The sequence below is a fragment of the Candidatus Kinetoplastibacterium galatii TCC219 genome (assembly GCF_000340905.1).
Lineage (GTDB): Bacteria > Pseudomonadota > Gammaproteobacteria > Burkholderiales > Burkholderiaceae_B > Kinetoplastidibacterium > Kinetoplastidibacterium galati.
Genome location: NC_020284.1, coordinates 530,012 through 552,226, shown reverse-complemented (window position 1 = coordinate 552,226; position 22,215 = coordinate 530,012). Strand labels below are relative to the sequence as shown.

General features: G+C 30.4%; 17 protein-coding genes. 14 read left to right on the top strand and 3 right to left on the bottom strand.

Annotated elements, in window-relative coordinates; translation table 11 throughout:
• Nucleotides 1–14 precede the first annotated feature (14 nt).
• Genes nuoG through ST1E_RS02520 form a run of 8 tightly spaced genes read left to right on the top strand, consistent with a single transcriptional unit; the run spans nucleotide 15 to nucleotide 9,890 of the window.
• Nucleotides 15–2,351: an NADH-quinone oxidoreductase subunit NuoG gene (nuoG, locus tag ST1E_RS02555; RefSeq protein WP_015389685.1), complete on the top strand. Its 2,337-nt coding sequence runs from the start codon at nucleotides 15–17 to the stop codon at nucleotides 2,349–2,351.
• Between the two features lie 35 nt (nucleotides 2,352–2,386).
• Nucleotides 2,387–3,427, top strand: a complete 1,041-nt coding sequence (gene nuoH / locus ST1E_RS02550) for an NADH-quinone oxidoreductase subunit NuoH (RefSeq protein ID WP_407636388.1) — start codon at nucleotides 2,387–2,389, stop codon at nucleotides 3,425–3,427.
• A 25-nt stretch (nucleotides 3,428–3,452) separates the two neighbouring features.
• Nucleotides 3,453–3,941, top strand: a complete 489-nt coding sequence (gene nuoI / locus ST1E_RS02545; protein ID WP_015389683.1) for an NADH-quinone oxidoreductase subunit NuoI — start codon at nucleotides 3,453–3,455, stop codon at nucleotides 3,939–3,941.
• Between the two features lie 18 nt (nucleotides 3,942–3,959).
• Nucleotides 3,960–4,601 carry an NADH-quinone oxidoreductase subunit J gene (locus tag ST1E_RS02540; protein WP_015389682.1) on the top strand — a complete coding sequence of 214 codons (642 nt, stop codon included), beginning with the start codon at nucleotides 3,960–3,962 and terminating at the stop codon, nucleotides 4,599–4,601.
• Nucleotides 4,598–4,903 carry an NADH-quinone oxidoreductase subunit NuoK gene (gene nuoK / locus ST1E_RS02535; protein WP_015389681.1) on the top strand — a complete coding sequence of 102 codons (306 nt, stop codon included), beginning with the start codon at nucleotides 4,598–4,600 and terminating at the stop codon, nucleotides 4,901–4,903. The genes ST1E_RS02540 and nuoK overlap by 4 nt, the downstream gene beginning before the upstream one ends.
• 5 nt (nucleotides 4,904–4,908) lie before the next feature.
• Entirely contained in the window at nucleotides 4,909–6,903 is a 1,995-nt protein-coding gene (gene nuoL / locus ST1E_RS02530) for an NADH-quinone oxidoreductase subunit L (RefSeq protein ID WP_015389680.1), read from the top strand.
• A gap of 7 nt (nucleotides 6,904–6,910) precedes the next feature.
• Nucleotides 6,911–8,401: an NADH-quinone oxidoreductase subunit M gene (locus ST1E_RS02525; protein ID WP_015389679.1), complete on the top strand. Its 1,491-nt coding sequence runs from the start codon at nucleotides 6,911–6,913 to the stop codon at nucleotides 8,399–8,401.
• A 13-nt stretch (nucleotides 8,402–8,414) separates the two neighbouring features.
• The gene (locus tag ST1E_RS02520) at nucleotides 8,415–9,890 is read left to right on the top strand and encodes an NADH-quinone oxidoreductase subunit N (RefSeq protein ID WP_015389678.1); all 1,476 of its coding nucleotides are present in this window, start codon (nucleotides 8,415–8,417) and stop codon (nucleotides 9,888–9,890) included.
• Between the two features lie 23 nt (nucleotides 9,891–9,913).
• Here the strand turns inward: ST1E_RS02520 and mfd are convergent, their stop codons facing one another.
• Nucleotides 9,914–13,375: a transcription-repair coupling factor gene (mfd, locus tag ST1E_RS02515; protein WP_015389677.1), complete on the bottom strand. Its 3,462-nt coding sequence runs from the start codon at nucleotides 13,373–13,375 to the stop codon at nucleotides 9,914–9,916.
• Between the two features lie 47 nt (nucleotides 13,376–13,422).
• On the opposite strand from mfd, the gene ispD reads away from it, so the two are divergent.
• Nucleotides 13,423–14,112: a 2-C-methyl-D-erythritol 4-phosphate cytidylyltransferase gene (ispD, locus tag ST1E_RS02510; protein ID WP_015389676.1), complete on the top strand. Its 690-nt coding sequence runs from the start codon at nucleotides 13,423–13,425 to the stop codon at nucleotides 14,110–14,112.
• Complete coding sequence (gene ispF, locus ST1E_RS02505; RefSeq protein WP_015389675.1) at nucleotides 14,109–14,624, top strand: 2-C-methyl-D-erythritol 2,4-cyclodiphosphate synthase; 516 nt, start codon at nucleotides 14,109–14,111, stop codon at nucleotides 14,622–14,624. Before ispD ends, ispF begins: the two co-directional genes overlap by 4 nt.
• Before the next feature lie 86 nt (nucleotides 14,625–14,710).
• Here ispF and ST1E_RS02500 read toward each other — a convergent pair whose 3' ends face one another.
• Nucleotides 14,711–15,259: a peroxiredoxin gene (locus ST1E_RS02500; RefSeq protein WP_015389674.1), complete on the bottom strand. Its 549-nt coding sequence runs from the start codon at nucleotides 15,257–15,259 to the stop codon at nucleotides 14,711–14,713.
• 210 nt (nucleotides 15,260–15,469) lie between these two features.
• Here ST1E_RS02500 and ST1E_RS02495 point away from each other — a divergent pair, with 210 nt between their 5' ends.
• Both ST1E_RS02495 and ST1E_RS02490 read left to right on the top strand, forming a co-directional pair.
• A complete protein-coding gene (locus ST1E_RS02495) occupies nucleotides 15,470–16,714 on the top strand; it encodes a bifunctional tRNA (adenosine(37)-N6)-threonylcarbamoyltransferase complex dimerization subunit type 1 TsaB/ribosomal protein alanine acetyltransferase RimI (RefSeq protein WP_015389673.1) in 1,245 nt (414 codons plus the stop codon).
• A 50-nt stretch (nucleotides 16,715–16,764) separates the two neighbouring features.
• Nucleotides 16,765–17,559, top strand: a complete 795-nt coding sequence (locus ST1E_RS02490; RefSeq protein ID WP_015389672.1) for a uracil-DNA glycosylase — start codon at nucleotides 16,765–16,767, stop codon at nucleotides 17,557–17,559.
• Between the two features lie 28 nt (nucleotides 17,560–17,587).
• On the opposite strand, the gene lplT is transcribed toward ST1E_RS02490, so the two are convergent.
• Nucleotides 17,588–18,838: a lysophospholipid transporter LplT gene (lplT, locus tag ST1E_RS02485; RefSeq protein WP_041185971.1), complete on the bottom strand. Its 1,251-nt coding sequence runs from the start codon at nucleotides 18,836–18,838 to the stop codon at nucleotides 17,588–17,590.
• A gap of 366 nt (nucleotides 18,839–19,204) precedes the next feature.
• Here lplT and ST1E_RS02480 point away from each other — a divergent pair, with 366 nt between their 5' ends.
• Nucleotides 19,205–20,152: a hypothetical protein gene (locus tag ST1E_RS02480; RefSeq protein WP_015389670.1), complete on the top strand. Its 948-nt coding sequence runs from the start codon at nucleotides 19,205–19,207 to the stop codon at nucleotides 20,150–20,152.
• Entirely contained in the window at nucleotides 20,152–22,206 is a 2,055-nt protein-coding gene (ligA, locus tag ST1E_RS02475) for an NAD-dependent DNA ligase LigA (RefSeq protein WP_015389669.1), read from the top strand. The genes ST1E_RS02480 and ligA overlap by 1 nt, the downstream gene beginning before the upstream one ends.
• Nucleotides 22,207–22,215 lie beyond the last annotated feature (9 nt).

Here is a 22,215-nt window from a genome sequence, read left to right as displayed (position 1 = left end):
TTATGGAAAAGCAAATGGTTGATATAATTGTCGATGGTAAGAAGGTAAGTGTTCCAAAGGGTAGCAAATTAATACAAGCTACGCAAAGTGTAGGTTGTTATGTGCCGCATTTTTGCTATCACAAGAAATTGTCAATTGCAGCTAATTGTCGTATGTGTTTGGTAGAAGTAGAAAAAGCTCCTAAGGCTTTACCAGCATGTTCTACTGTTGTTACTGATGGAATGGTTGTTCATACCAATTCAAAGAAAGTAAAAGATGCGCAAAAATCTGTTATGGAATTTTTATTGATTAATCACCCACTTGATTGTCCAGTATGTGATAAAGGTGGTGAGTGTCAATTGCAGGATTTGGCTGTTGGTTATGGATCATCACATTCAAGGTATAAAGAAGAAAAACGAGTTGTTTTTCAAAAAAATTTAGGTCCATTAATATCTGCTTCAGAAATGAGTAGATGTATACATTGTACAAGATGTGTCCGTTTTGGAGAAGAAATTGCAGGTGTAGTTGAACTTGGAATGATAAATCGTGGTGAAAAATCAGAAATAACATCTTTTCTTGGTCGGTCTATAGAATCAGAATTATCAGGAAATATGATAGATATTTGTCCTGTAGGAGCTTTAACATCTAAACCATTTAGATTTTCTGCAAGAAACTGGGAACTGGCTCGTCGCAAGTCAATTAGTCCGCACGATAGCTTAGGAACTAATCTAATTATTCAAGTTAAAAGAGATAAGGTTATGCGTGTTGTCCCTTTTGAAGTTGAAAATATTAATGAATGTTGGATAAGTGATAGGGATCGTTTTTCATATGATGGTTTAAATAGTAATGATAGACTATCAGCTCCTATGATAAAGGATGATAGTGGAAATTGGCATGAGATATCTTGGCAAGATGCTTTGGTTAAAGTGTCTAAAGAGCTAATTAGAATTAAGGAGTCTTATGGTGCTCATGAGATTGGAGCTTTAACTTCAGAGTATTCTACATTAGAAGAATACTTTCTGTTTGGAGAAATGCTAAGAATGCTTGGTTCTAATAATACAGATTTTAGACTTAGGCAAACAGATTTCAATTTTGACAATTCTTTAGATGGTATTCCTTGGCTTGGTTTATCCATGAAAGAGATAGAAGAATTGGATGTTGTAGTTATAATTGGTTCTTTTTTAAGAAAAGATCATCCTTTGCTTGCTCAAAGGTTTAGACAAATTTCCAAGAATGGATCTAAGATTTTTATTATAGATAGTTATGCTTCTGATCAATTAATGAATGTTAGTGGTAGGATTAGCGTTAAACCTTCTGAAATAACATTTACTATAGCAAAGTTGTATGTAGCAATTTCCAGAATTCAAGGAAAAAAAATACCTGAAGAGTTTATTGGATTAAAAGACTATATTATAGATAATGAAATTGAAAACATAGCAAATAGCCTTGTTTGTAGCGGTAAACATGCTATATTTTTGGGTAACACTACCGTTTCTATGCCAGATGCCTCTACAGCATTTGCAAACTCATATGGGGTTTCAAGATTAGTAGGAGCAAAGTTAGGTTTTTTAACATTTGGAGCTAACGCATTAGGTGGCTACTTAGCTGGTTTTATACCTAAAAATGGTGGTAAAAATGTTTTGCAGATGTTTGAAAAACCTCTTAAGTCATATTTAATAATGCATTTTGATCCATTGTTAGATACAGACAACGGACCATTATCTATGAAATCTTTATCTGAGGCTGAGTTCAATGTAGCTTTTGTATCATATGCTTCTCAGGCAATGAAATGGGCTGATTTAATGTTGCCAATATCTCCTTTTACAGAAACATCAGGTTCATTTATTAACTCTCAAGGTATTTTTCAAAGTTTTAAAAGTGTTGTTCCTCCTTTAGGATTAACAAGACCAGCATGGAAAGTAATTGGTGAATTATCATCCCTATTAGGGTTTCCAGTATTAAAGCACAAAGATTTTGATTCATTAAAAAATTCTATATTGGACGAGAATTTTAACAACAGATTATCAAATTCTACAAATTCAAGTCTTGGCTTAGGTAATCCAAAACAAAGTTTTGAAAGATTGGCAGATATTCCCATTTATAGATCTGATTGTATAGTCAGGCACTCTATACCTTTGCAAGAAACATCTTCATCTAAAGAACCGTTTCTTAGGATGAATACGAGATCTATGAGTTTATTGAGTTTGAATGAGAATGAAGAGGTTATGGTTTCAAGTAATTCTGGAAAATTAAAGATAAAAATATTAATCGATAATTGTGTTCCAGATGGTGTTTTGCATATTTCTGCTGGATTTGAGAGCACTTCTTCATTAGGTAGTTCGTTCTGTACTCTTAATGTGGAGCGTTTATAATGTCAAATCTGTGGTCATTCATAGAAAATAAAGGAATGGAGTTTCTTGGTGATAATTTGTTTATAGCTTTCAGCACTCTTATAAAGATAATATGTATAGTTCTTCCACTTATTCTTTGTGTTGCCTATCTCACATATTGGGAAAGGAAGATGATTGGTGCTATGCATGTGCGTCTAGGACCTACACGTGTTGGTTTTAAGGGTCTTCTACAACCATTTGCAGATGTAATTAAATTAATTACTAAAGAAATAGTTATACCTTCTCAGTCTAATAAAATCTTATTTCTTGTATCACCGGTTATAACTCTAATGCCTGCTCTGGCTGCTTGGGCTGTTATCCCTTTTGGACCTGAAATTGTTTTAGCAAATATTAATGCTGGTCTTTTGTATGTTATGGCTATTACTTCTATAGGTGTTTATGGCGTAGTGATAGCAGGATGGGCTTCGAATTCTAAATATGCTTTGTTAGGCTCATTAAGAGCATCAGCACAGATGATATCATATGAGCTAGCTGTAAGTTTTATAATGGTTGTCGTTTTAATGGTTTCTAAAAGTTTAAACATGACTGATATAGTTATTTCTCAGAATAAAGGTTGGTTTTTTGATAAAGGACTTGCTTTTCTATCTTGGAACTGGTTGCCTTTATTTCCTTTGTTCATAGTATATGTTATATCTGCTGTTGCTGAGACAAACAGACATCCATTTGATGTTGTAGAAGGTGAGTCCGAGATTGTTGCAGGGCATATGGTCGAATATTCTGGTGTTGCATTTGCAATATTTTTTCTTGCAGAATATGCAAATATGATTCTTTTGTCTAGTCTGGCTTCCATAATGTTTTTAGGAGGGTGGTTGTCACCACTGAATTTTATTCCATTTACACTCATACCTGGATGGGTATGGTTATGGCTGAAGACTTTTTTTATAGTTTCATTATTTATTTGGTTTAGATCTACTTTTCCTAGGTATAGATATGATCAAATAATGAGATTGGGATGGAAAATATTTATACCAGTGACTGGTATTTGGTTGATTTTTGTAGCTATATGGATTAGAACACCTTGGAATATTTGGTATTGATTTATATTATATCTAGAGCAATTATATGTCATCTATTAAGAATTTTTTCAGTAGTTTCTTGTTGTATGAATTTTTTAAAGGTATGCTACTTACAGGGAAGTATTTTTTTAGGCGTAAGGTTACTTTAATATATCCTTATGAAAAGACACCTAAATCTCCAAGATTTAGGGGTCTTCATGCACTTAGACGTTACGAAGATGGTGAAGAACGCTGCATAGCTTGTAAACTGTGTGAGGCTGTTTGTCCTGCCATGGCTATTAGTATAGAGTCTGAGCAACGATCTGATGGTTCTCGTCGTACCACTAGGTATGATATAGACTTAACAAAGTGTATTTTTTGTGGTTTTTGTGAAGAAAGTTGTCCAGTGGATTCAATAGTTGAAACTCATATTCATGAGTATCATGGAGAAAAACAAGGTGATTTATATTTCACAAAAGAGATGTTGTTAGCTATAGGTGATAAATACGAATCTGATATAGCTATTAGAATAGCTGAAGATGCTTCCTATCGATGATTTATTCTGGATTTTAAGATGACTTTTACTACATTTCTTTTTTATTCGTTATCTTCTATAACTTTAATAGCATCACTATGTGTTGTTTTTGCTAGTAACCCTGTAGTTTCTGTATTGTATTTAATATTGGTTTTTGTGAATGTTGCAATGCTATGGATGATGTTGGGAGCAGAGTTTCTTTCTCTGTTGCTTATATTGGTCTATGTTGGTGCTGTTATGGTTTTGTTTCTATTTGTAGTTATGATGATAGATAGTAAATATAAAGACAGCAATAAAGAAAATATATTTAAACCTTATGTTTTTTCTGGGGTTTTGATAGGTATTTTAATTATAATAGAGATTTCTGTAGTATTTTATGGAAAGTGGGGAAGTTGTAGTTCATGTTTTCATGAAAGCACTGGTACACCTATGGCTATAGGATTATCGATTTATAGGGACTATATTTTTGCAATAGAAATATGTGCTTTAATATTACTGGTAGGTATGATTGCAGCTATTGTATTGAACTTAAGAAATAGAGAAGATAAAAAAGTACAGAATAATATAAATATTGCATTATTAGCTGATAGTAAAGATCGTTTGGTATTTGCTAAATTTCCCAAAAATAGTGATAATTCTTCAGTATATAAAGCGATTTTGAAAGATGGGGACAATAAGTGATAACAATATCTCATTATTTAATATTAAGTTCATGTATTTTTTCAATTGGAATCTTGGGTGTATTTGTTAACAGACATAACATAATTGTTATGTTAATGTCTATAGAACTAATATTGTTATCAGCTAATTTAAACTTAGTTGTTTTTTCAGAATGGAACCAAAACATCTCCGGTCAGGTTTTTGTTTTTTTTGTTATGACAGTTGCTGCTGCTGAATCAGCAATAGGTTTGGCTATTTTAGTTTTGTTGTTTAGGAATCTAGATGCAATGAATGTTAATAAAATTAGTCAGTTAAAAGGATAGTAAACATGAATAGTTATAATCCTTATAACTTGTGTATGGTAATAGTTTTCTCTCCTCTGATTGGAGCTTTAATATCTGGTTTTTTAGGATCTAGTTTTTTATCTACACGTCCTATCATTAGCCGCTCAGCATCTAGTTTGATTTCAATATTTTGCATATTGATTTCATTTTTGTCTGCAATAGTACTATTGTACAATGTCATACAGTATAGGTGTTCTTGTAACATTACTTTATATACCTGGAGCATTATTGACACATTAAAATTAGATCTCGGTTTTTTAATAGATTTTCTTTCAACTGTAATGATTCTAGTAGTGACATCTGTATCTTTAATGGTTCATATATATACAATAGGTTATATGGCTGATGATTCTGGGTATCAAAGATTCTTCTCATATATATCACTGTTTACTTTCGCAATGTTAATGTTGGTAATGTCAAACAATATGTTGCAATTATTTTTTGGATGGGAGGCTGTAGGTCTAGTTTCTTATTTATTGATAGGATTTTGGTATACAAAAGAAAGTGCTGTAACAGCTAATATGAAAGCTTTTATAGTCAATAGAGTTGGTGATTTTGGTTTTATATTAGGTATAGGTTTATTGTTTTTTAGTACTGGAAGTATAAGCTACCAAGATATTCTTAGCAACATAGATTTTATCCAAGCAAAACAGGTTCCAGGGGGAAGTATTTTGCAAGGATTAGATTTAATTCCAATAGCTTGCTTGTGTCTTTTTATAGGAGCTATGGGGAAATCAGCCCAGGTTCCATTGCATGCATGGCTGCCAGATTCGATGGAAGGACCAACTCCAATTTCTGCTCTTATACATGCAGCTACCATGGTTACTGCTGGCATATTTATGGTTGTTCGGTTTTCTGGATTGTTTGAACTATCATCCTTTGTATTATCATTTATAATTATAACTGGTTCTGTCGGGGCTTTATTTTTAGGTATTTTAGGTGTTATTCAAACGGATATAAAACGTGTAGTAGCTTATTCTACGCTTTCTCAGTTAGGTTATATGACAGTAGCCCTAGGAGTCTCCGCATACTCAGTCGCAGTATTTCATTTGGTTACTCATGCTTTTTTTAAAGCGTTACTTTTTTTAGGCGCTGGATCTGTCATAATTGGTACTCACCATAATCAGGATATAAGATCTATGGGAGGTATATATAAATACATGCCTGTAACATGGATAACTTTTTTACTAGCTACTCTTTCTTTAGTGGGATTCCCTTTTTTTTCAGGTTTTTATTCTAAAGAATTGATAATAGAATCTGTTAAATATTCTAATATCTTTGGATCAGGATTTGCTTACTTCTCTGTTCTGACTGGTGTTTTTATTACATCATTATACTCGTTTCGCTTATATTTCTTAGTTTTTCATGGTAAAGAAAGGTTTAGAGAAAATTCTAAATTTCACGGAGTACCACATGAACCAGGGTATACTATTTTGTTTCCACTTATTTTTTTATCAATTCCTTCGGTTTTCTTGGGTTTATTAGTTGTTGATCGTTTTGTGTTTGGTCAATTCTTCGATTCTATAATAACAGTTATGCCTATTCATGACACTGTTTATAAAGTATCAGAAGAGTGGCATGGATGGTTGAGTTTTGCTCAGCATGCATTATTTAGTATACCTTTTTTACTAGTTTTATCTGGAGCCTTTGTATCTTGGTATTGCTATATTATAAATGATAATATAGCAAATTCAATGAGATCTAAATTTTCATTAATATTTAATATTCTCAATAATAAATACTACTTCGACATTATTTACTATGGAGTTGCTAAGTTTTGTCTTAAACTTGGTTCTTTTTTATGGAAATGCTGCGATCAAATGTTAATTGATAAGATTTTAGTTAATGGTAGTGCTAATCTTGTAAATTTTATGTCTCGGATAACCCAGTATCTTCAATCTGGTTTTATTTATCATTATGTCGTTTCTATGATTATAGGTATTGTATCCATGGTAACGATTTTTGTATTTATTTTTTAGTATAATAATGTCTATCTATATATATAATTCGTGTCTCAGTTTAGCGGTATTCTTGCCTATACTGTTTGGTTTTTTTATCTTAATCTTTGGCAATGATAGTAAAGCTTATTGCGTTAAAGTTATTTCATTGGCAGTATCTATAATTTGCTTCTTAATAACTTGTTATATCTATAATTCTTTCGACTCCAGTTGTGTTAATACACAGTTTGAAGAAAATTATAGTTGGATAAGTAGTCTTAATATAAATTATCATATCGGAATAGACGGCATATCTCTGTTGTTTTTGCTTTTAACTTCTTTTATTACTGTTATTGTAATATTGGCGGGCTGGGAATCTATAAAAAATAGAGTTTCTGAATACATGGCAGCTTTCCTAATATTATCTGGTTTAATGAATGGTGTTTTTGTTTCTTTAGATGCGATCCTGTTTTATGTTTTTTTTGAATCAACCCTTATTCCTATGTATATAATAATAGGAGTATGGGGTGGTCCTAATCGTTTTTACGCTGCGTTTAAGTTTTTTCTTTATACGCTGTTGGGATCACTGTTAATGTTCATAGCTTTTGTTTATTTGTATAAAATGTCAGGATCTTTTGATATTTTCACTTGGCATAAAATAAAAATTAGTTATACAGAACAGTTTTTTATATTTATAGCTTTTATGGCTGCTTTTGCTGTTAAAATACCAATGTGGCCTTTTCATACTTGGTTGCCAGATGCCCATGTAGAGGCGCCTACAGGTGGCTCCATAATTCTAGCTGCTATTATGCTGAAATTAGGAGCTTATGGTTTCTTGCGACTGTCCCTGCCAATATTGCCGGACGCTTCTATTAGTTTGTCAGGGCTAATGATCACTTTATCTTTAATAGCTATTATCTACATAGGATTTATTGCTATAGTTCAAGATGATATGAAAAAACTTGTAGCTTATTCTTCAATAGCTCATATGGGATTCGTTACTCTGGGTTTATTCGTTTTTAATTTAATAGGCATCGAAGGCGCTATCATACAAATGATATCACATGGTTTTATATCAGCAGCTATGTTTTTTTCTATAGGTGTATTGTATGATAGAGCCCATTCTAGGATTATTTCTGACTATAATGGTCTAGTCAGTGTTATGCCACGTTTCATAACATTTTTTGTTTTTTTCTCAATGGCTAATTGTGGATTGCCAGCCACTAGTGGTTTCGTTGGTGAATTTTTAGTAATAATGGGAAGTATGGAGTATAGCTTCCCCGTAGCTCTTTTTGCAGCAACCTCTCTTATTTTAAGCGCTTCTTATTCTTTATGGATGCTGAAGCGCATTTCCTTTGGTGAACTTAAAGTTAGCCAAGATATTCAGAATTTTGTTGATCTTGATAAAAGAGAGTTCTTAATTCTTGGATTACTTGCTTTAGTAGTTTTATTTATGGGTGTATATCCTAAACCATTCACAGATGTTATTAATTTACCAGCTAAGTGTTTATTAGAGCATTTATCAATTACAAAACTTTAGATAGATAAATAATATGCAAGATAATAATTTCTTTTTAATTGCTCCAGAAATAACATTGCTTTTTTTAAGTTTGGTTATTCTAGTTATTGATATTTTTAGTATTGATAAGGATAGATTCCTAACATTCACAGCAAGCTTATTAACTCTTCTTATACTAAGTATAATATCTCTTTTTCAGTTTAAATATTGTCCATCTGGATCTATTTTTGGGTCTTTATTAATTGTTGACATTTTTTCTCAGTTTTTAAAAATTATCTCATATCTTATTACATTTTTAATACTTATATACAGTAAATCCTACGTGAAAGAATTTAACATGATAGGAAATGGTGGAGAGCTTTATGTATTATTGCTACTATCTCTGCTTGGCCAAATGGTAATGATTTCCTCGGGTAATTTTATTTCTCTTTACCTTGGTATAGAACTGATGTCACTACCATTGTACGCTATTATAGCTATACGTAGGAATATACTCATTAATATTGAAGCTTCAATCAAGTATTTTGTTTTAGGATCAGTAGCTTCTGGGGTTTTTTTATATGGTATATCTGTAGTATACGGAGTTACAAATTCATTGGATTTTCCTGGTGAAATTTCTATTAATTCAAATGAAATTGTAAATATTAGGGTATTAATATTAGGATTTATGCTTTTAGTATCTGGTTTAATTTTTAAGCTCGGTATAGTCCCATTTCACATGTGGCTCCCTGATGTTTATCAGGGTTCTCCTACGGCAGTTACATTGTTTCTTGGTACTGTTCCCAAGATTGCTGTTTTTGCTGTTATAGCTCGCTTGTTTATGAATTCATTTGAGTGTTTTAGTATTATAAATTGGAATTATTTATTGATTTCTTTTGCTTTGTTATCTCTATGCATAGGTAATATTACAGCTATTATGCAGAAAGATCTAAAAAGAATGTTGGCATACTCAGCAATCTCTCACATGGGATTTGTGCTTTTGGGTTTAGTCAGTAAAGACCATTTCTCCGGTAATATTGCATGCTCTTCATCAATGTACTACATTATAGTATATGCATTAAATACTTTAGCTATTTTCGGATCTATTTTATTACTATCTAAAGGTAAGGAGTGTGTATATATCAATGATTTAATAGGTTTAAAGAAACATAATTCTTTGCTGGCCTTTGTAGTATTGGTATCCATGCTTTCATTAGCAGGAATACCTCCGTTTATAGGTTTTTATGCCAAGCTTTCCATCTTTAATGTCTTGATAAGTTCAGGATACATAATTGTATCAGTTATAGCTGTAATATTTTCATTAATTGGTGCATTTTACTACCTGAGAGTGATAAAAGTTTCCTACTTCGATGATTCCAAAGCTAGTCAGAATTGTTTAGTTAAATCAGAGAACGATCATGATTTTGCTTTATATTTTTTGTTGATTAATTTATCGATAATAATTATTCTAAGTTTATTTCCTGATATTTTATTAAATTTATGTACAGAAATATCAAATAGATCTTTTTAAAAAATATATTAAAATAATGTTTATTAATTTTGATTTATACATTTAAGTATTTTTAATACTTCATTTGTTCTGTCTCTTATATTTGGTATGCTTAAATTTATAGATATTTTGTTGTTTTGTTGAAATTTAAGTTCTTTTGAATTCTTGTATATTTCTACTAACTTAATTGGATTGATGTTAGATTTCTCATTAAATTTAATTATTATTTTTTTATCTGACATATCAATCTCATCTATATTTGAGAATTGAGCAGTTATTCTAATCTTATGAATTAAAATGAGATTCTCTGTTTGTATAGGTAATTTCCCAAATCTATCTATTAGTTCGTTTTTAATAATTATTAAATCATCTATGCAAGATGCAAGGGATAAGCGTTTGTAAATTTCTAATCTTGATGGAATATCAGAACAGTATTTATTTGGCAATAGTGCTGCTTCATGTATATTAACTTCGCAATATTGTGAGTTTTTGTTAGTAGTTTTACAATCAACTCCATTCTTTATGGCTTCAATAGAGTTTTTTAGTATTTCATTATACATAGAATAGCCAATTTCATGTATATTATTACCAGATTGAGACTCTCCTAATATTTCTCCTGCTCCTCTTATTTCCAAATCATGCATGGCTAAATAAAATCCAGATCCAAGGTCTTCCATTGCTTGTATTGCATCTAATCTTTTCTTTGCTTGATTAGTAATGAATTCTTCATCTTGGATTAATAAATAAGCATAGGCTTGATGATGTGACCTACCAACCCTACCTCTAAGCTGATGTAATTGGGCTAAACCAAAATTATTTGCATTATCGATAATTATAGTATTTGCGTTTGGAATATCTATACCTGTTTCTATAATTGTCGTACATAACAATATATCGTATTGACCCTTGTAAAATGCCTTCATAACACTTTCAAGATCTCTCTCGTGCATTTGACCATGTGCTATTGCGATTTTTGCTTCTGGAATTATATCTTCTATATATTGTCTTTTGTTTTCAATAGTATTTACCTCATTATGCAGATAATATATTTGTCCCCCACGTCTAAATTCTCTTGTTATGGCTTCTCTTACAATATTTTTATTATGTTTACGTACGAATGTTTTTATAGGCAACCTTTTTTTAGGAGCTGTTGCTATTATAGAAAAATCTCTAATTCCTTCTAGAGACATTCCTAGTGTTCTTGGAATCGGTGTCGCGCTTAATGTTAGTACATCAACATTTGGTTTTATTTTTCTTAATAATTCTTTTTGTCTTACGCCAAATCTATGTTCTTCATCTATTATAATAAGTCCTAGATTTTTAAATTTTACATCTTTAGATAAAATTTTATGCGTTCCTATAACTATATCTATATTGCCATTATTTATATCGTAAATATTTTGCAAAATTTCTTTTTTTGTTTTAAATCTAGATAATTCTGCTATACGAATAGGCCAATTATCAAATCTATTTATAAACGTCTGAGTATGTTGCTCTGAAAGTAACGTTGTTGGGCATAAAATAGATACTTGTTTGTTGTTGGATACTGCAATAAATGCAGCTCTTAATGCTATCTCTGTTTTACCAAAACCAACATCCCCACATATTAATCTGTCCATTGATTTTTCAGATGTCATATCATTTATCACGTCATTAATAGCATTTGTTTGATCATTAGTTTCTTCAAAACCAAATTCATCTGAGAATCTTATATATTCATCTTCCAGAATCTTAAAACTAAATCCATGCTTATTACTGCTGCGTTGTGTATATAAATCTAGTAGTTCAGTAGCTGTATCATGAATTTGTTTTATAGCTTTTTTATATTTTTTTTCCCATTGGTCAGATCCTAGTTGATGTAATGGTGCTGATTCCGCATCAGTTCCTATATACTTAGAAATAACATGCATATGAGAAATAGGCACATACAAAGATGCTTTATTAGCATATTCTATTTGCAAAAATTCCATTTCAGTGCCATTAGTTTGCATATGTATTAAACCATTGTATCTTCCTATACCATGTTGGTTATGTACAATAGGATCTCCTATACTCATATCTGAAATATCTTTCACCACAGTATCTATATTGTGTGGTTTTTTACTATCTAGTTTTGTTGTATGGCTATTATAGTTATCACTACGAAAACTATTTTCAGTAATAAAAATTAAATTACTTGGTATAAACTTAAAACCTGTATTTATTTGTGCGGATATTATTCCACATTTTTCATCATTGTTAATAAATTCCTGAACTGAAGATGGATAACTTGCTGTAAATTTAGTATATGAATTAATCATATTTTGCAATATGTCAATTCTTTTCTCTGAATTTATAAATATAAGTATTTTCCATTCACTATTAGAATTCATAATTTCAATTATTTTATCTAGTGAGTTTATCTGCAAAGTAGGATTATTTATGCTTTCCACATTTGTAAAATAATTGTTATTTGATAATTTTAGTGATAATTGTTTAAAAGCCTTAGCCTTTTTATGAAACAATTCTTTAGTTAAGAAAAGATTATCTGGAGAAAGTACAGGTCTCTCTATATCATGTTTTAAAAAGTTGTACCTTTCGTTTATTTCTGAATGATATTTACTTATAACTTCATCTGCATTATCTGTTGTTATACATATGCTGTCATCTGGTAGATATTCAAAAATAGTTGCTGTTTCTTCTAAAAATAAAGGTAGATAATATTCTATACCTGGAAATATATATCCTTTTCCTATTTCTTTATATATTAAATATTTTGATGGATCACCATCAAAATATTCTCTAAATTTAGCTCTAAATAGTTTTTTTGCTTTATCATCCAGTGGAAATTCTTTCACTGGTAAAATTTCTATTTTTTCAACGAATCCAGTGCTACATTGTGTTTCAGGATCGAATGATCTTATTGATTCTATAGTATCATCATACAAATCAATTCTATATGGAGTTAGAGATCCCATAGGAAAAAGATCTATAATATTTCCTCTTATACAAAATTCTGCAAAATTTCTTACTTGAGTAACATGTTTATAGTTTGCTATTTCTAATTGTTTTTTTAAGTTTTGTTCATTTATTACATCATTCTTATTAAAATGAAAACTGTATGAAGCTATAAATTCTGGTGGAGAGATCTTGTGTAAAGAAGTTGTAATAGATATAGTTAATACATCAATATTATTATTTAATAAGTCATATAGGATTTTTATCCTATCAGATATTATTATATTATTTGGTGAGAATTCATCATAAGGCAATATTTCCCAATCAGGCATTGTAGCTACACGTAAATCTGGGGAAAATACTTTTATATCAGATGATATTTGTTTTGCTTCTAGAAAACTGCTTGTAAATATTATAGTTAATTTTTTGCTGTTAACCGCTATATTAGATATTAACATAGGTGTCCCAGAACCAAATGGTCTTTCATAAGAATATTTACTGCCTTTCTTCAGCTTTTGTAATAAATTTTTAGTTAAGGTAGATATGCATGATTTATTTAAAAAATTCATATGATTCTGTGTCTTGGTTCTTAATATTATCAATACTTCTTTAAAAAATGAAAAACTCTTTAATTGCTATAATCCCAGCAGCAGGAACAGGAACTAGAGCATGTAAAAATTCAATTAATGAGCTACCTAAACAATATCGCAATATTTCTGGTAAGCCAATGTTGATTCATAGCATCATGTCCTTATTATCTGACTCAAGGGTCAAACACATAATAGTAGCCGTATCTCCACAAGATACTTTAGCAGAAGATCTATTATCAGGAGTATCAAAAGTTACGGTGAGAAAATATGGTGGATCTACTCGTTTTGAAACTGTTAGAAACACAATCAACAGTATAGATGTTTTTGATAACGAATGGGTCATGATCCATGATGCTGCCCGTCCTGGTCTACCTGTTTCATGTTTAAGTTTGCTTATAGATAAGTGTTTAAAGGGTAATGTTGTTGGAGGATTGTTAGCTATACCTGTATCAAATACGCTAAAGAGAAGTACAGATGATACAGTTAATTGTACAATAGATAGACATGACTTATGGTTAGCTCAAACTCCACAGATGTTCAGAGTTTCTTTCTTGCGTAAGGCCTTGAAAATCGTATCAGATAGTGGTTTATTTACAACTGATGAATCATCTGCATTAGAATTTATGGGATTGCATCCAATTATAGTTAGAGGGTCTCTATATAACATGAAAGTTACTTGGCCAGAAGATTTTGAGATAATGGAAAAATTAATATGAATTTCCCATTTTATATAGGACAGGGATTCGATATACATCAGTTAGTTTTTGGTTATCAATTAAAAATAGGTGGAGTTAATATTCCTTATAGTTTCGGACTTAAGGGACATTCTGATGCAGATGTCCTTATACATGCAATAATAGATGCACTTTTAGGGGCATCTGGGTTAGGTGATATAGGTAGAAATTTTCCTGATGATGATATCAAGTATAAAGGTATAGATAGTAGGGTGCTTTTAAGGGAAACTGTTGAGAAGGTAAATTTTAATGGTTTAAGTATTGTAAATTTAGATACAACAATACATGCCCAGTCTCCCAAGATGTCCCCTTACATAGAGTCTATGATATGCAATATATCAGAAGACTTAAGAATTGATACTAAATTTATAAATATAAAAGCAAAGACTAACGAAAACTTAGGACATATAGGAAGAGGAGATGGCATATCAGCTAATGCTATTGTTCTTTTATCTAAGAAAGATCTTATCATTAGCAACGAAATTACAAGATAAAACCGATGTTTTTACGCACAACACATCAGTTTTATCTTTTATTTTATAAATATAATATTTCTATGAACAACTCTAATTATATGAATCTACAATGTTTCGCCATCGATTTCACGATTGCATGGGCACAGTTCCCCGGTTTGGAAACTGTCTAATAATCTCAAAACTTCTTCTGGATTTCGACCTACACTAAGGTTGTTTACAGAAACATGTTGTATAACATTATCAGGATCTACTATAAAAGTTGCTCTAAGAGCAACTCCTGAATTTTCATCACGCACGCCCAGTTGATCAATCAAAGAACCAGATGTGTCTCCGAATTGATAATGTTTTAGTTTACTTAACCCAGGATGTTCTCTGCGCCATGCAAGCTTAACAAATTCATTGTCTACAGATCCTCCCATAAGAATTGCATCTCTATCTTCAAATTCTTTTGATAGATTATCAAAACCAATAATCTCTGTAGGACACACAAAAGTAAAATCTTTTGGATAAAAGTAGATTACTTTCCATTTTCCAGGGAAAGAGCTCTCTGTAATCTCCTCGAATGCAGAAACTCCATTTTCCTCATAATTATTAAATCCTGGTTTTACTCCTGTGATTCTAAAAGATTCTAATTTTTCTCCAACTGTTTTCATGTCAAATCCTTATTTAAAGTAATTTTTTGAAACAAAATACATTGCTGATTAATAAAGCTAATGTATTCTTACATACTAACAATGTTCAATGAACGTAACAACAAGTATATTTTGAAGATTAATTACTTTATTATATACCTATTAATTTTAGGAATTTTTTTGATTATCATAATCTGATTTCAGTATTTAAATCATTATAGTTTTTGTTATATGGATAAAAAAAATATCAATTTATTGGCTTTCGAAACATCATCATTCTACTCTGGCGTGGCTTTATTAATATTCAGTCGTACAGGTTCTGTTCTGGCTTATTCTTGTTTTGAATATGAAGACTCGAAATTGTATTCTGAGTTACTTATGATTAAATCAGGTGTTTTATTATCTAAACATCATCTTCATCCACATGACTTAGATGTTGTTGCATTTGGATCAGGTCCTGGTAAGTTTACTGGTTTAAGAATATCATGCAGTCAAGCTAAAGGTATAGGGCTATCTTTGAATATACCAGTAATACCAATTGTATCTTCATATGCCTTGGCTAATAGTTTAAATTATAATATTAAAAATAATAGAATAGTTGTAGTTGCTACAGATGCCCGTATGGGAGAACTATATGTTTCGGTGTATTTGCTTAAATATAATTATTCATGTAATGATAATTGTATAGTATTGCAATCACCAATATTAATACCAACAACTAGTTTAATAGATTGGATAAAATATAACTCTATTAAATGGGAAGTTAATATTAATTCAGAAACTGACTATTTATTAGCTGGAGATGCCTGGAAAGAATATTCTTCTTTAGAAGTTCCTAATGGATGGATAAATTCTGAAACATATTACCCAAGCGTGGAAAATGTTGCATATTTAGCTAAAAATGATTTTTTAAATAATAAAACTTTATCACCAGATGTTGTTAGCCCTTTATATGTTAGAAACAAAATAGCATTCACCTCATTAGAAAGATCAAAAGGAATGGGTGGTAATCCAAAGGTAGGAGTTTTTGATTATTTGGAGCCTTCGGACATGATAATGAGTGATATTGAGGAAGTATCCAAATTAGAACAGAAAATTCAGACATCTCCTTGGACACCTGGTAATTTTAAAGATTCATTGGAGTTTGGTTATAAGTCTTATATTATTAAGAATAATGGTATTATATTAGGTTATTGTATATTCATGTTAGCCCCGGATGCGGTTCATGTACTAAGAATTGGAGTGGATAATGATTTTCGTTGTAAGGGATTAGGATCAAAATTATTAAAATTGTGTTTTGAAATCTGTAATGATCATTCGATAGGAATTATTTTATTAGAGGTAGATGAATCCAATGCAATAGCAATTGATTTTTATAAGAAACATGGTTTCTATAAAATAGGAAATCGCAAGGGGTATTATTTATCAAAAGATGGTAAAATTAGCAGTGCTGTAGTAATGCAGAAAAATATCTGAATGTATATTTTAATATATGTCAATCAATATAATAAATAATCTTTTGGTATATGTCTTTAAATAAATTTCAATGTTTGACTTTAAAAGAGATAGGTGTAGATTTTTCTATCTACTCTAAATTTATCAATAAAAAAATAAATGTCAGTGATCAAAAAGTATCTCTTTCAGAAGATAAAGTTGTAGATAGAACTAGAGTTTTATTTAGTAATGAATTGGTTAATAATGATATTAATACTAAAAAAGATTCACAAAATGAATTAAATTCATCTATTAAACATTTGTCTGATATTTCTACATTAAAAAAAGAAATCGCAAACTGTAAAAAGTGTTTTTTATGTAATCATAGAAAAAATGTTGTATTTGGAAAAGGTGTTTTAACTAATGTCGCTTGTATGATAATAGGTGAAGCTCCTGGTGAATATGAGGATATAGAAGGTAAGCCTTTTGTTGGAAAATCAGGAAAACTTCTAGATTTAATGCTTGATTCTATTTCTATAAGTAGAACCTCCAATGCATTTATTTCGAATATTGTAAAGTGTCGTCCTCCTGGAAATCGTAATCCAAGATTTGAAGAAATATCTTCTTGTCGTCCTTATTTGATTGAACAAATAGATTTAATAAATCCTAAAACAATTTTAGCTTTAGGGAAGTTTGCCGCTAATGCACTTCTATGTAAGGATGAAAGCATAAGAAATATGCGGGGTAAGATTCATAGTTTCAACACTAGAAAATCTAATATACCAGTTGTTGTTAGTTATCATCCTGCTTACCTCTTAAGGAGGCCTGAGGAAAAACCACTATCTTGGAATGATCTTTGTTTAATATCTTCTTTACTTGAAAAATAACTTCTAAATTTATATATTAAGTTCTTTCTTAGGGAATATTCCTATGGTTCCAATATGTAAATAAAGACATAGATACAATAACGAATAGACCGTATGCAACTATGATATAGTCTATTTTTACTTGTGCCCATACAAGTAGTGTATAAATGCTTACCATTAATAATACATTTAATTGTTCATTGAAATTTTGTACGGCAATAGAGTTGCCAGCTGATAAAAGTATACGACCTCTGTACTGTAATATTGCATTTAGTGGAACAACAAAAAAACCAGCTAATGTCCCTATGATTAAGAGTAATATATATGCATGTAAAAGTTCATTTATTAAAGGCATGAATAACATCATAACTCCAATCAATATACCTATTGGTAGAACATTTAGGGCTTTTTGTAATGTTACAATCTTAGCTACTAATATTGCCCCTATAATAGTACCTATAGCTACTATTCCTATTAAAATATAAGTTTGATCCAAGGAATATCTTAGGTGTTTTTGACTCCAGTCAAGGACTATTATTTGTAAGCTTGTACTTACTCCCCAGAATACTGTGGTTACAGAAAGTGATATTTTACCTATTTTGTCATTCCATAAAGTAAACACATTTTTATAGAAATTGATGGTTAGATTATTAAAACTGATACTTGATTCTGGATATTGGATATTGGTTTTCTTTATTAGAATATTAAATATTGAAGATAGTAAATATATTATGAGTATAACTGCAATAGCCGCTTCTGATTTAGTTTTAGCAAATCCTGATATAAATTGATTTTGTAACAAACAATAGGATATTTTAGGTGATAAAAGATAACTTCCTAGACATGTCCCCATTATTATTGATAGAACTGTTAGGCCTTCTATCCAACTATTGCCTTTTACTAGTAAATTTGGTTCTAATATTTCAGTGACAATACCATATTTTGCGGGCGAATAGATAGCGGCACCAACTCCAACTAAACCATATGAAGTAATAACTATAAAACACTCGCTAAAGTTTACATGGCTCCAGAAGTTGCAAAAAAGCATTATAAAACAGCCTAAGAATTTAATAGAGTTAGCGACCAACATTACTTGACCTTTTGGAAATCTATCTGAAAGTATTCCAGCAAATGGCGCAAGTACAACGTATGCAAGAGCAAAAAACCATTTCATAAACGGAATTGCCCAAACTGGTCCAGAATTATCTATAATCATTGCTATAGCAGCAATAAATAATGCATTATCTGCGAGTGATGATAACGATTGGGCAGCCATTATAATATAGAATTCATTTTTCAAAAATGGTCCCCTTTAGTAATCATGTTAGGATTGTTCATTAAGTAATCATGTAAATTATGTAATTGTCATAAAAGTTTGTAGCAATAAAATTACCGCAATAATACTAAACTTTTTTATTTCTTATTTATTAAAAAATATTTTAGTATATATACCGTTTATACATTCGCATGGCGTTTCGTTTCAGGCATGTCGTTTTTTTCTATATTTGCCGACATTAGTTGTTTAATGACTATTCTCTAAATATGACCTCACGAATCTAATTATTACGACAGTACATTATACCCTCCTTATATTTTTAGTGATATATTTGATTTGTAAGTCATGAAAATATATTATTTTATTAAATCAATATTATAAAACCCAAAGATGATAAATAATTTTTTTAAATACTTTATTAATATAATAGACAGATTAAAGTCTAATTATTTTTACAAAAAGCATGATTTCTATGTAAACAAAACAGTTTCACTGTTATCAGAGAACTGCAAACATACTAGCTTGAATAGTAGCGAAGGTCATGATTTTCATGATCTTGATCCTTTCATAGAAGTAGGTATTTTAGTAAATTTAAAACCAAATGTTAAAGGTATTGAATTATCATGTCATTTAGAAGAGTTTAGAAAAATAAGTGATTCTTTGGTAAGAGTTGTTTTCGAAGATAGTATTGGTAAAAGAAGTGAGATTTTATATAACAATAACAGTTACGTATCTGTTAATGTTTTTGTTACTTTGGCTAATCGTAGTGGTCCTATAGATTCTGAACAATGGGATAAAATAGTAAGTATTTCTAGAAAGCTTGCTAATAGTTTTAACGCTACAATTACAGTTCCTGATAAACAAATAGTAATCAATAAAGCTAAAAATCTAGATCATTTATGTGCATCTTTAGATGCACATATAAAGTTTAGAATTTTAGCTAATCATTATTTTTCAAAAGAAGAATTGACAGAAATTATTTGTGATTTTGGTTTCAATAAATTCAATGATGTTTATATATTAAGATCTGATAACATTAAAGTTTATTTATCGGATGATTCAGCACATTTAAACAGTAAAAGTAATAACAAGTGTGAATTAAGTATTATAATGGATATACCTTGTTCAGTACAAGATAAAAATATTTTAAATGTTTTTTTTGATTTATCAAATAGTATTGCAAAAAAGTTAGATGCTAAGTTAGTCGACAGTAATGGCTTCATTTTAAATAATGATTCTAAAGAAATTATCAGTAGTCAGTTAAATAGACTATTTAAAAAATTGGATGATTCTGGTTTTACATCAGGAAATTACAGATCTAGAAGAGTTTTTAAATAATGTTTAAAGATATTGATTTTATAAAAGATAAAATAGAAGATTTGCGTAGGACTATAGAAGAACATAATATACATTATTATTGTTATGACAGTCCTATTATAAGTGATTTAGAATATGATCGTTTAATGTCTGAATTATCAAATCTAGAGTCCATGTATCCGAATTTAATTACTGAATACTCTCCCACGCAAAGGGTTGGCTCTAGTCCTCTTATGTCTTTTAATAAAGTTAAACATTCAGTTCCCATGTTATCCCTTTCTAATGCATTTACATCAGAAGATGTTAATTTATTTAACAAAAAAGTTATTTCTTCACTATGTAAGAAAATTGATATCAAAGATGATATTGAGTATTTTTGTGATCTAAAACTAGATGGTCTTGCTGTAAATCTTAGATATGAGAATGGTGTTTTAGTTCATGGATCTACACGCGGTGATGGCTATATTGGTGAGGATGTTACTTCTAATGTGCGCGCAATAAAATCTATACCGTTAAGATTAATTGGAGATGTACCTAAAATATTGGATGTAAGGGGAGAGGTCCTCATGTACAATAAGGATTTCGATGATCTTAACAATAAAAATATAAAAAAAGGAGAAAGAGTTTTTGTAAATCCTCGTAATGCTGCAGCTGGAAGTCTAAGAAATCTTGATTCCAAGATAAGTTCTATGCGCAAGTTAAGATTTTTTGCTTATGGTTGGGGTAATATTAATGATAATAATGAGATCAATGAAATATCTAAATTTGAACATAAGACTCATGAATCAGTGCTTAATTGGTTTGTTTTATTAGGATTGCCGGTTAATAAAAAATATCATAAGGTTGTATCAGGAATTAGTGGAATATTGAGTTACTATGATTCAATAGTTAATAATCGTAATTCTTTACCTTATGGTATAGATGGTGTGGTCTACAAAGTCAATTCTTTAGATAAGCAGAAAATCCTTGGATATTCTTCAAGAGCTCCAAGATTTGCTCTAGCTCATAAGTTTTTAGCAGAAGAGGCAATAACACAGATTGTCGGCATAGATGTTCAGGTTGGTAGAACAGGAGCTATAACTCCGGTAGCTCGTTTAAAGCCTGTTTTTGTTGGTGGTGTTACTGTTTCTAATGCAACACTACATAATGAGAACGAAATAAAACGTAAAGATATACGTATAGGAGATTTTGTCATAATCAGAAGAGCTGGTGATGTAATTCCAGAGGTTGTTTCTACGGTTATAGACTTGAGACCTAATAATACGATACAGTTCATAATGGCAGATCGTTGTCCAGTTTGCAATTCTTCCATTAAAAGAATTGATAATGAGATTGTATATCGCTGCACAGGCGGTTTATATTGTCCCGCGCAATTAAAACAAAGTTTAAAGCATGCTTTAAGCCGTAAAGCTCTAAATATTGTTGGTTTTGGAGAGAAGTTGATTGAAAAGTTAGTTGATAATGGATATTTAAGGTCTTTGGTTGATATTTTTAGATTAACCATTTCTGATCTAATGAATATCGATTTAGTGGCAGAAAAATCTGCTACTAATCTATTAAAGTCTATAAATAGTGCACGTAAACCAAGTCTTAGTAGCTTTTTATTTGCAATGGGGATAAGGCATGTGGGAGAAACTACTGCTGCTGATATAGCTAAAAAATTCAAGACAATTGATAATATAATTATTGCTAGTTTTGATGAGTTGCTATCAGTTAATGACATAGGATATAGGACAGCTAACTCCATAAAACTATTTTTTTCCGAAAAACATAATCTTGATGTTATATATTCTCTGAGATCTATAGATGTATATCCTATATCTGAAGAATATGAGAAAGTTAGTGAAAAATTAAAAGGAAAATCTTTTGCGGTAACAGGCAAGTTCCAAGATTATTCTAGGGAAGAAATTATAAAATATATAGAAAGTAATGGTGGAAAAGTAACAAGCAATATATCTAAGAAAAATGATTATTTAATAACAGGGGAAAATTCTGGAAAGAAATTGAACTTTGCAGAAAATAATGGAATACAAATAATAGATCAACAGGAATTTATAAAACTTGTTGATCTATAGTTTCTAATT

Bases quoted from the DNA above. Each gene is read 5' to 3' on its own strand.
- nuoG (WP_015389685.1), top strand. From the start codon at position 15: ATGGTTGATATAATTGTCGATGGTAAGAAGGTAAGTGTTCCAAAGGGT.
- nuoH (WP_407636388.1), top strand. From the start codon at position 2,387: ATGGAGTTTCTTGGTGATAATTTGTTTATAGCTTTCAGCACTCTTATA.
- nuoI (WP_015389683.1), top strand. From the start codon at position 3,453: ATGTCATCTATTAAGAATTTTTTCAGTAGTTTCTTGTTGTATGAATTT.
- ST1E_RS02540 (WP_015389682.1), top strand. From the start codon at position 3,960: ATGACTTTTACTACATTTCTTTTTTATTCGTTATCTTCTATAACTTTA.
- nuoL (WP_015389680.1), top strand. From the start codon at position 4,909: ATGAATAGTTATAATCCTTATAACTTGTGTATGGTAATAGTTTTCTCT.
- ST1E_RS02525 (WP_015389679.1), top strand. From the start codon at position 6,911: ATGTCTATCTATATATATAATTCGTGTCTCAGTTTAGCGGTATTCTTG.
- ST1E_RS02520 (WP_015389678.1), top strand. From the start codon at position 8,415: ATGCAAGATAATAATTTCTTTTTAATTGCTCCAGAAATAACATTGCTT.
- mfd (WP_015389677.1), bottom strand. From the start codon at position 13,375: ATGAATTTTTTAAATAAATCATGCATATCTACCTTAACTAAAAATTTA.
- ispD (WP_015389676.1), top strand. From the start codon at position 13,423: ATGAAAAACTCTTTAATTGCTATAATCCCAGCAGCAGGAACAGGAACT.
- ispF (WP_015389675.1), top strand. From the start codon at position 14,109: ATGAATTTCCCATTTTATATAGGACAGGGATTCGATATACATCAGTTA.
- ST1E_RS02500 (WP_015389674.1), bottom strand. From the start codon at position 15,259: ATGAAAACAGTTGGAGAAAAATTAGAATCTTTTAGAATCACAGGAGTA.
- ST1E_RS02495 (WP_015389673.1), top strand. From the start codon at position 15,470: ATGGATAAAAAAAATATCAATTTATTGGCTTTCGAAACATCATCATTC.
- ST1E_RS02490 (WP_015389672.1), top strand. From the start codon at position 16,765: ATGTCTTTAAATAAATTTCAATGTTTGACTTTAAAAGAGATAGGTGTA.
- ST1E_RS02480 (WP_015389670.1), top strand. From the start codon at position 19,205: ATGATAAATAATTTTTTTAAATACTTTATTAATATAATAGACAGATTA.
- ligA (WP_015389669.1), top strand. From the start codon at position 20,152: ATGTTTAAAGATATTGATTTTATAAAAGATAAAATAGAAGATTTGCGT.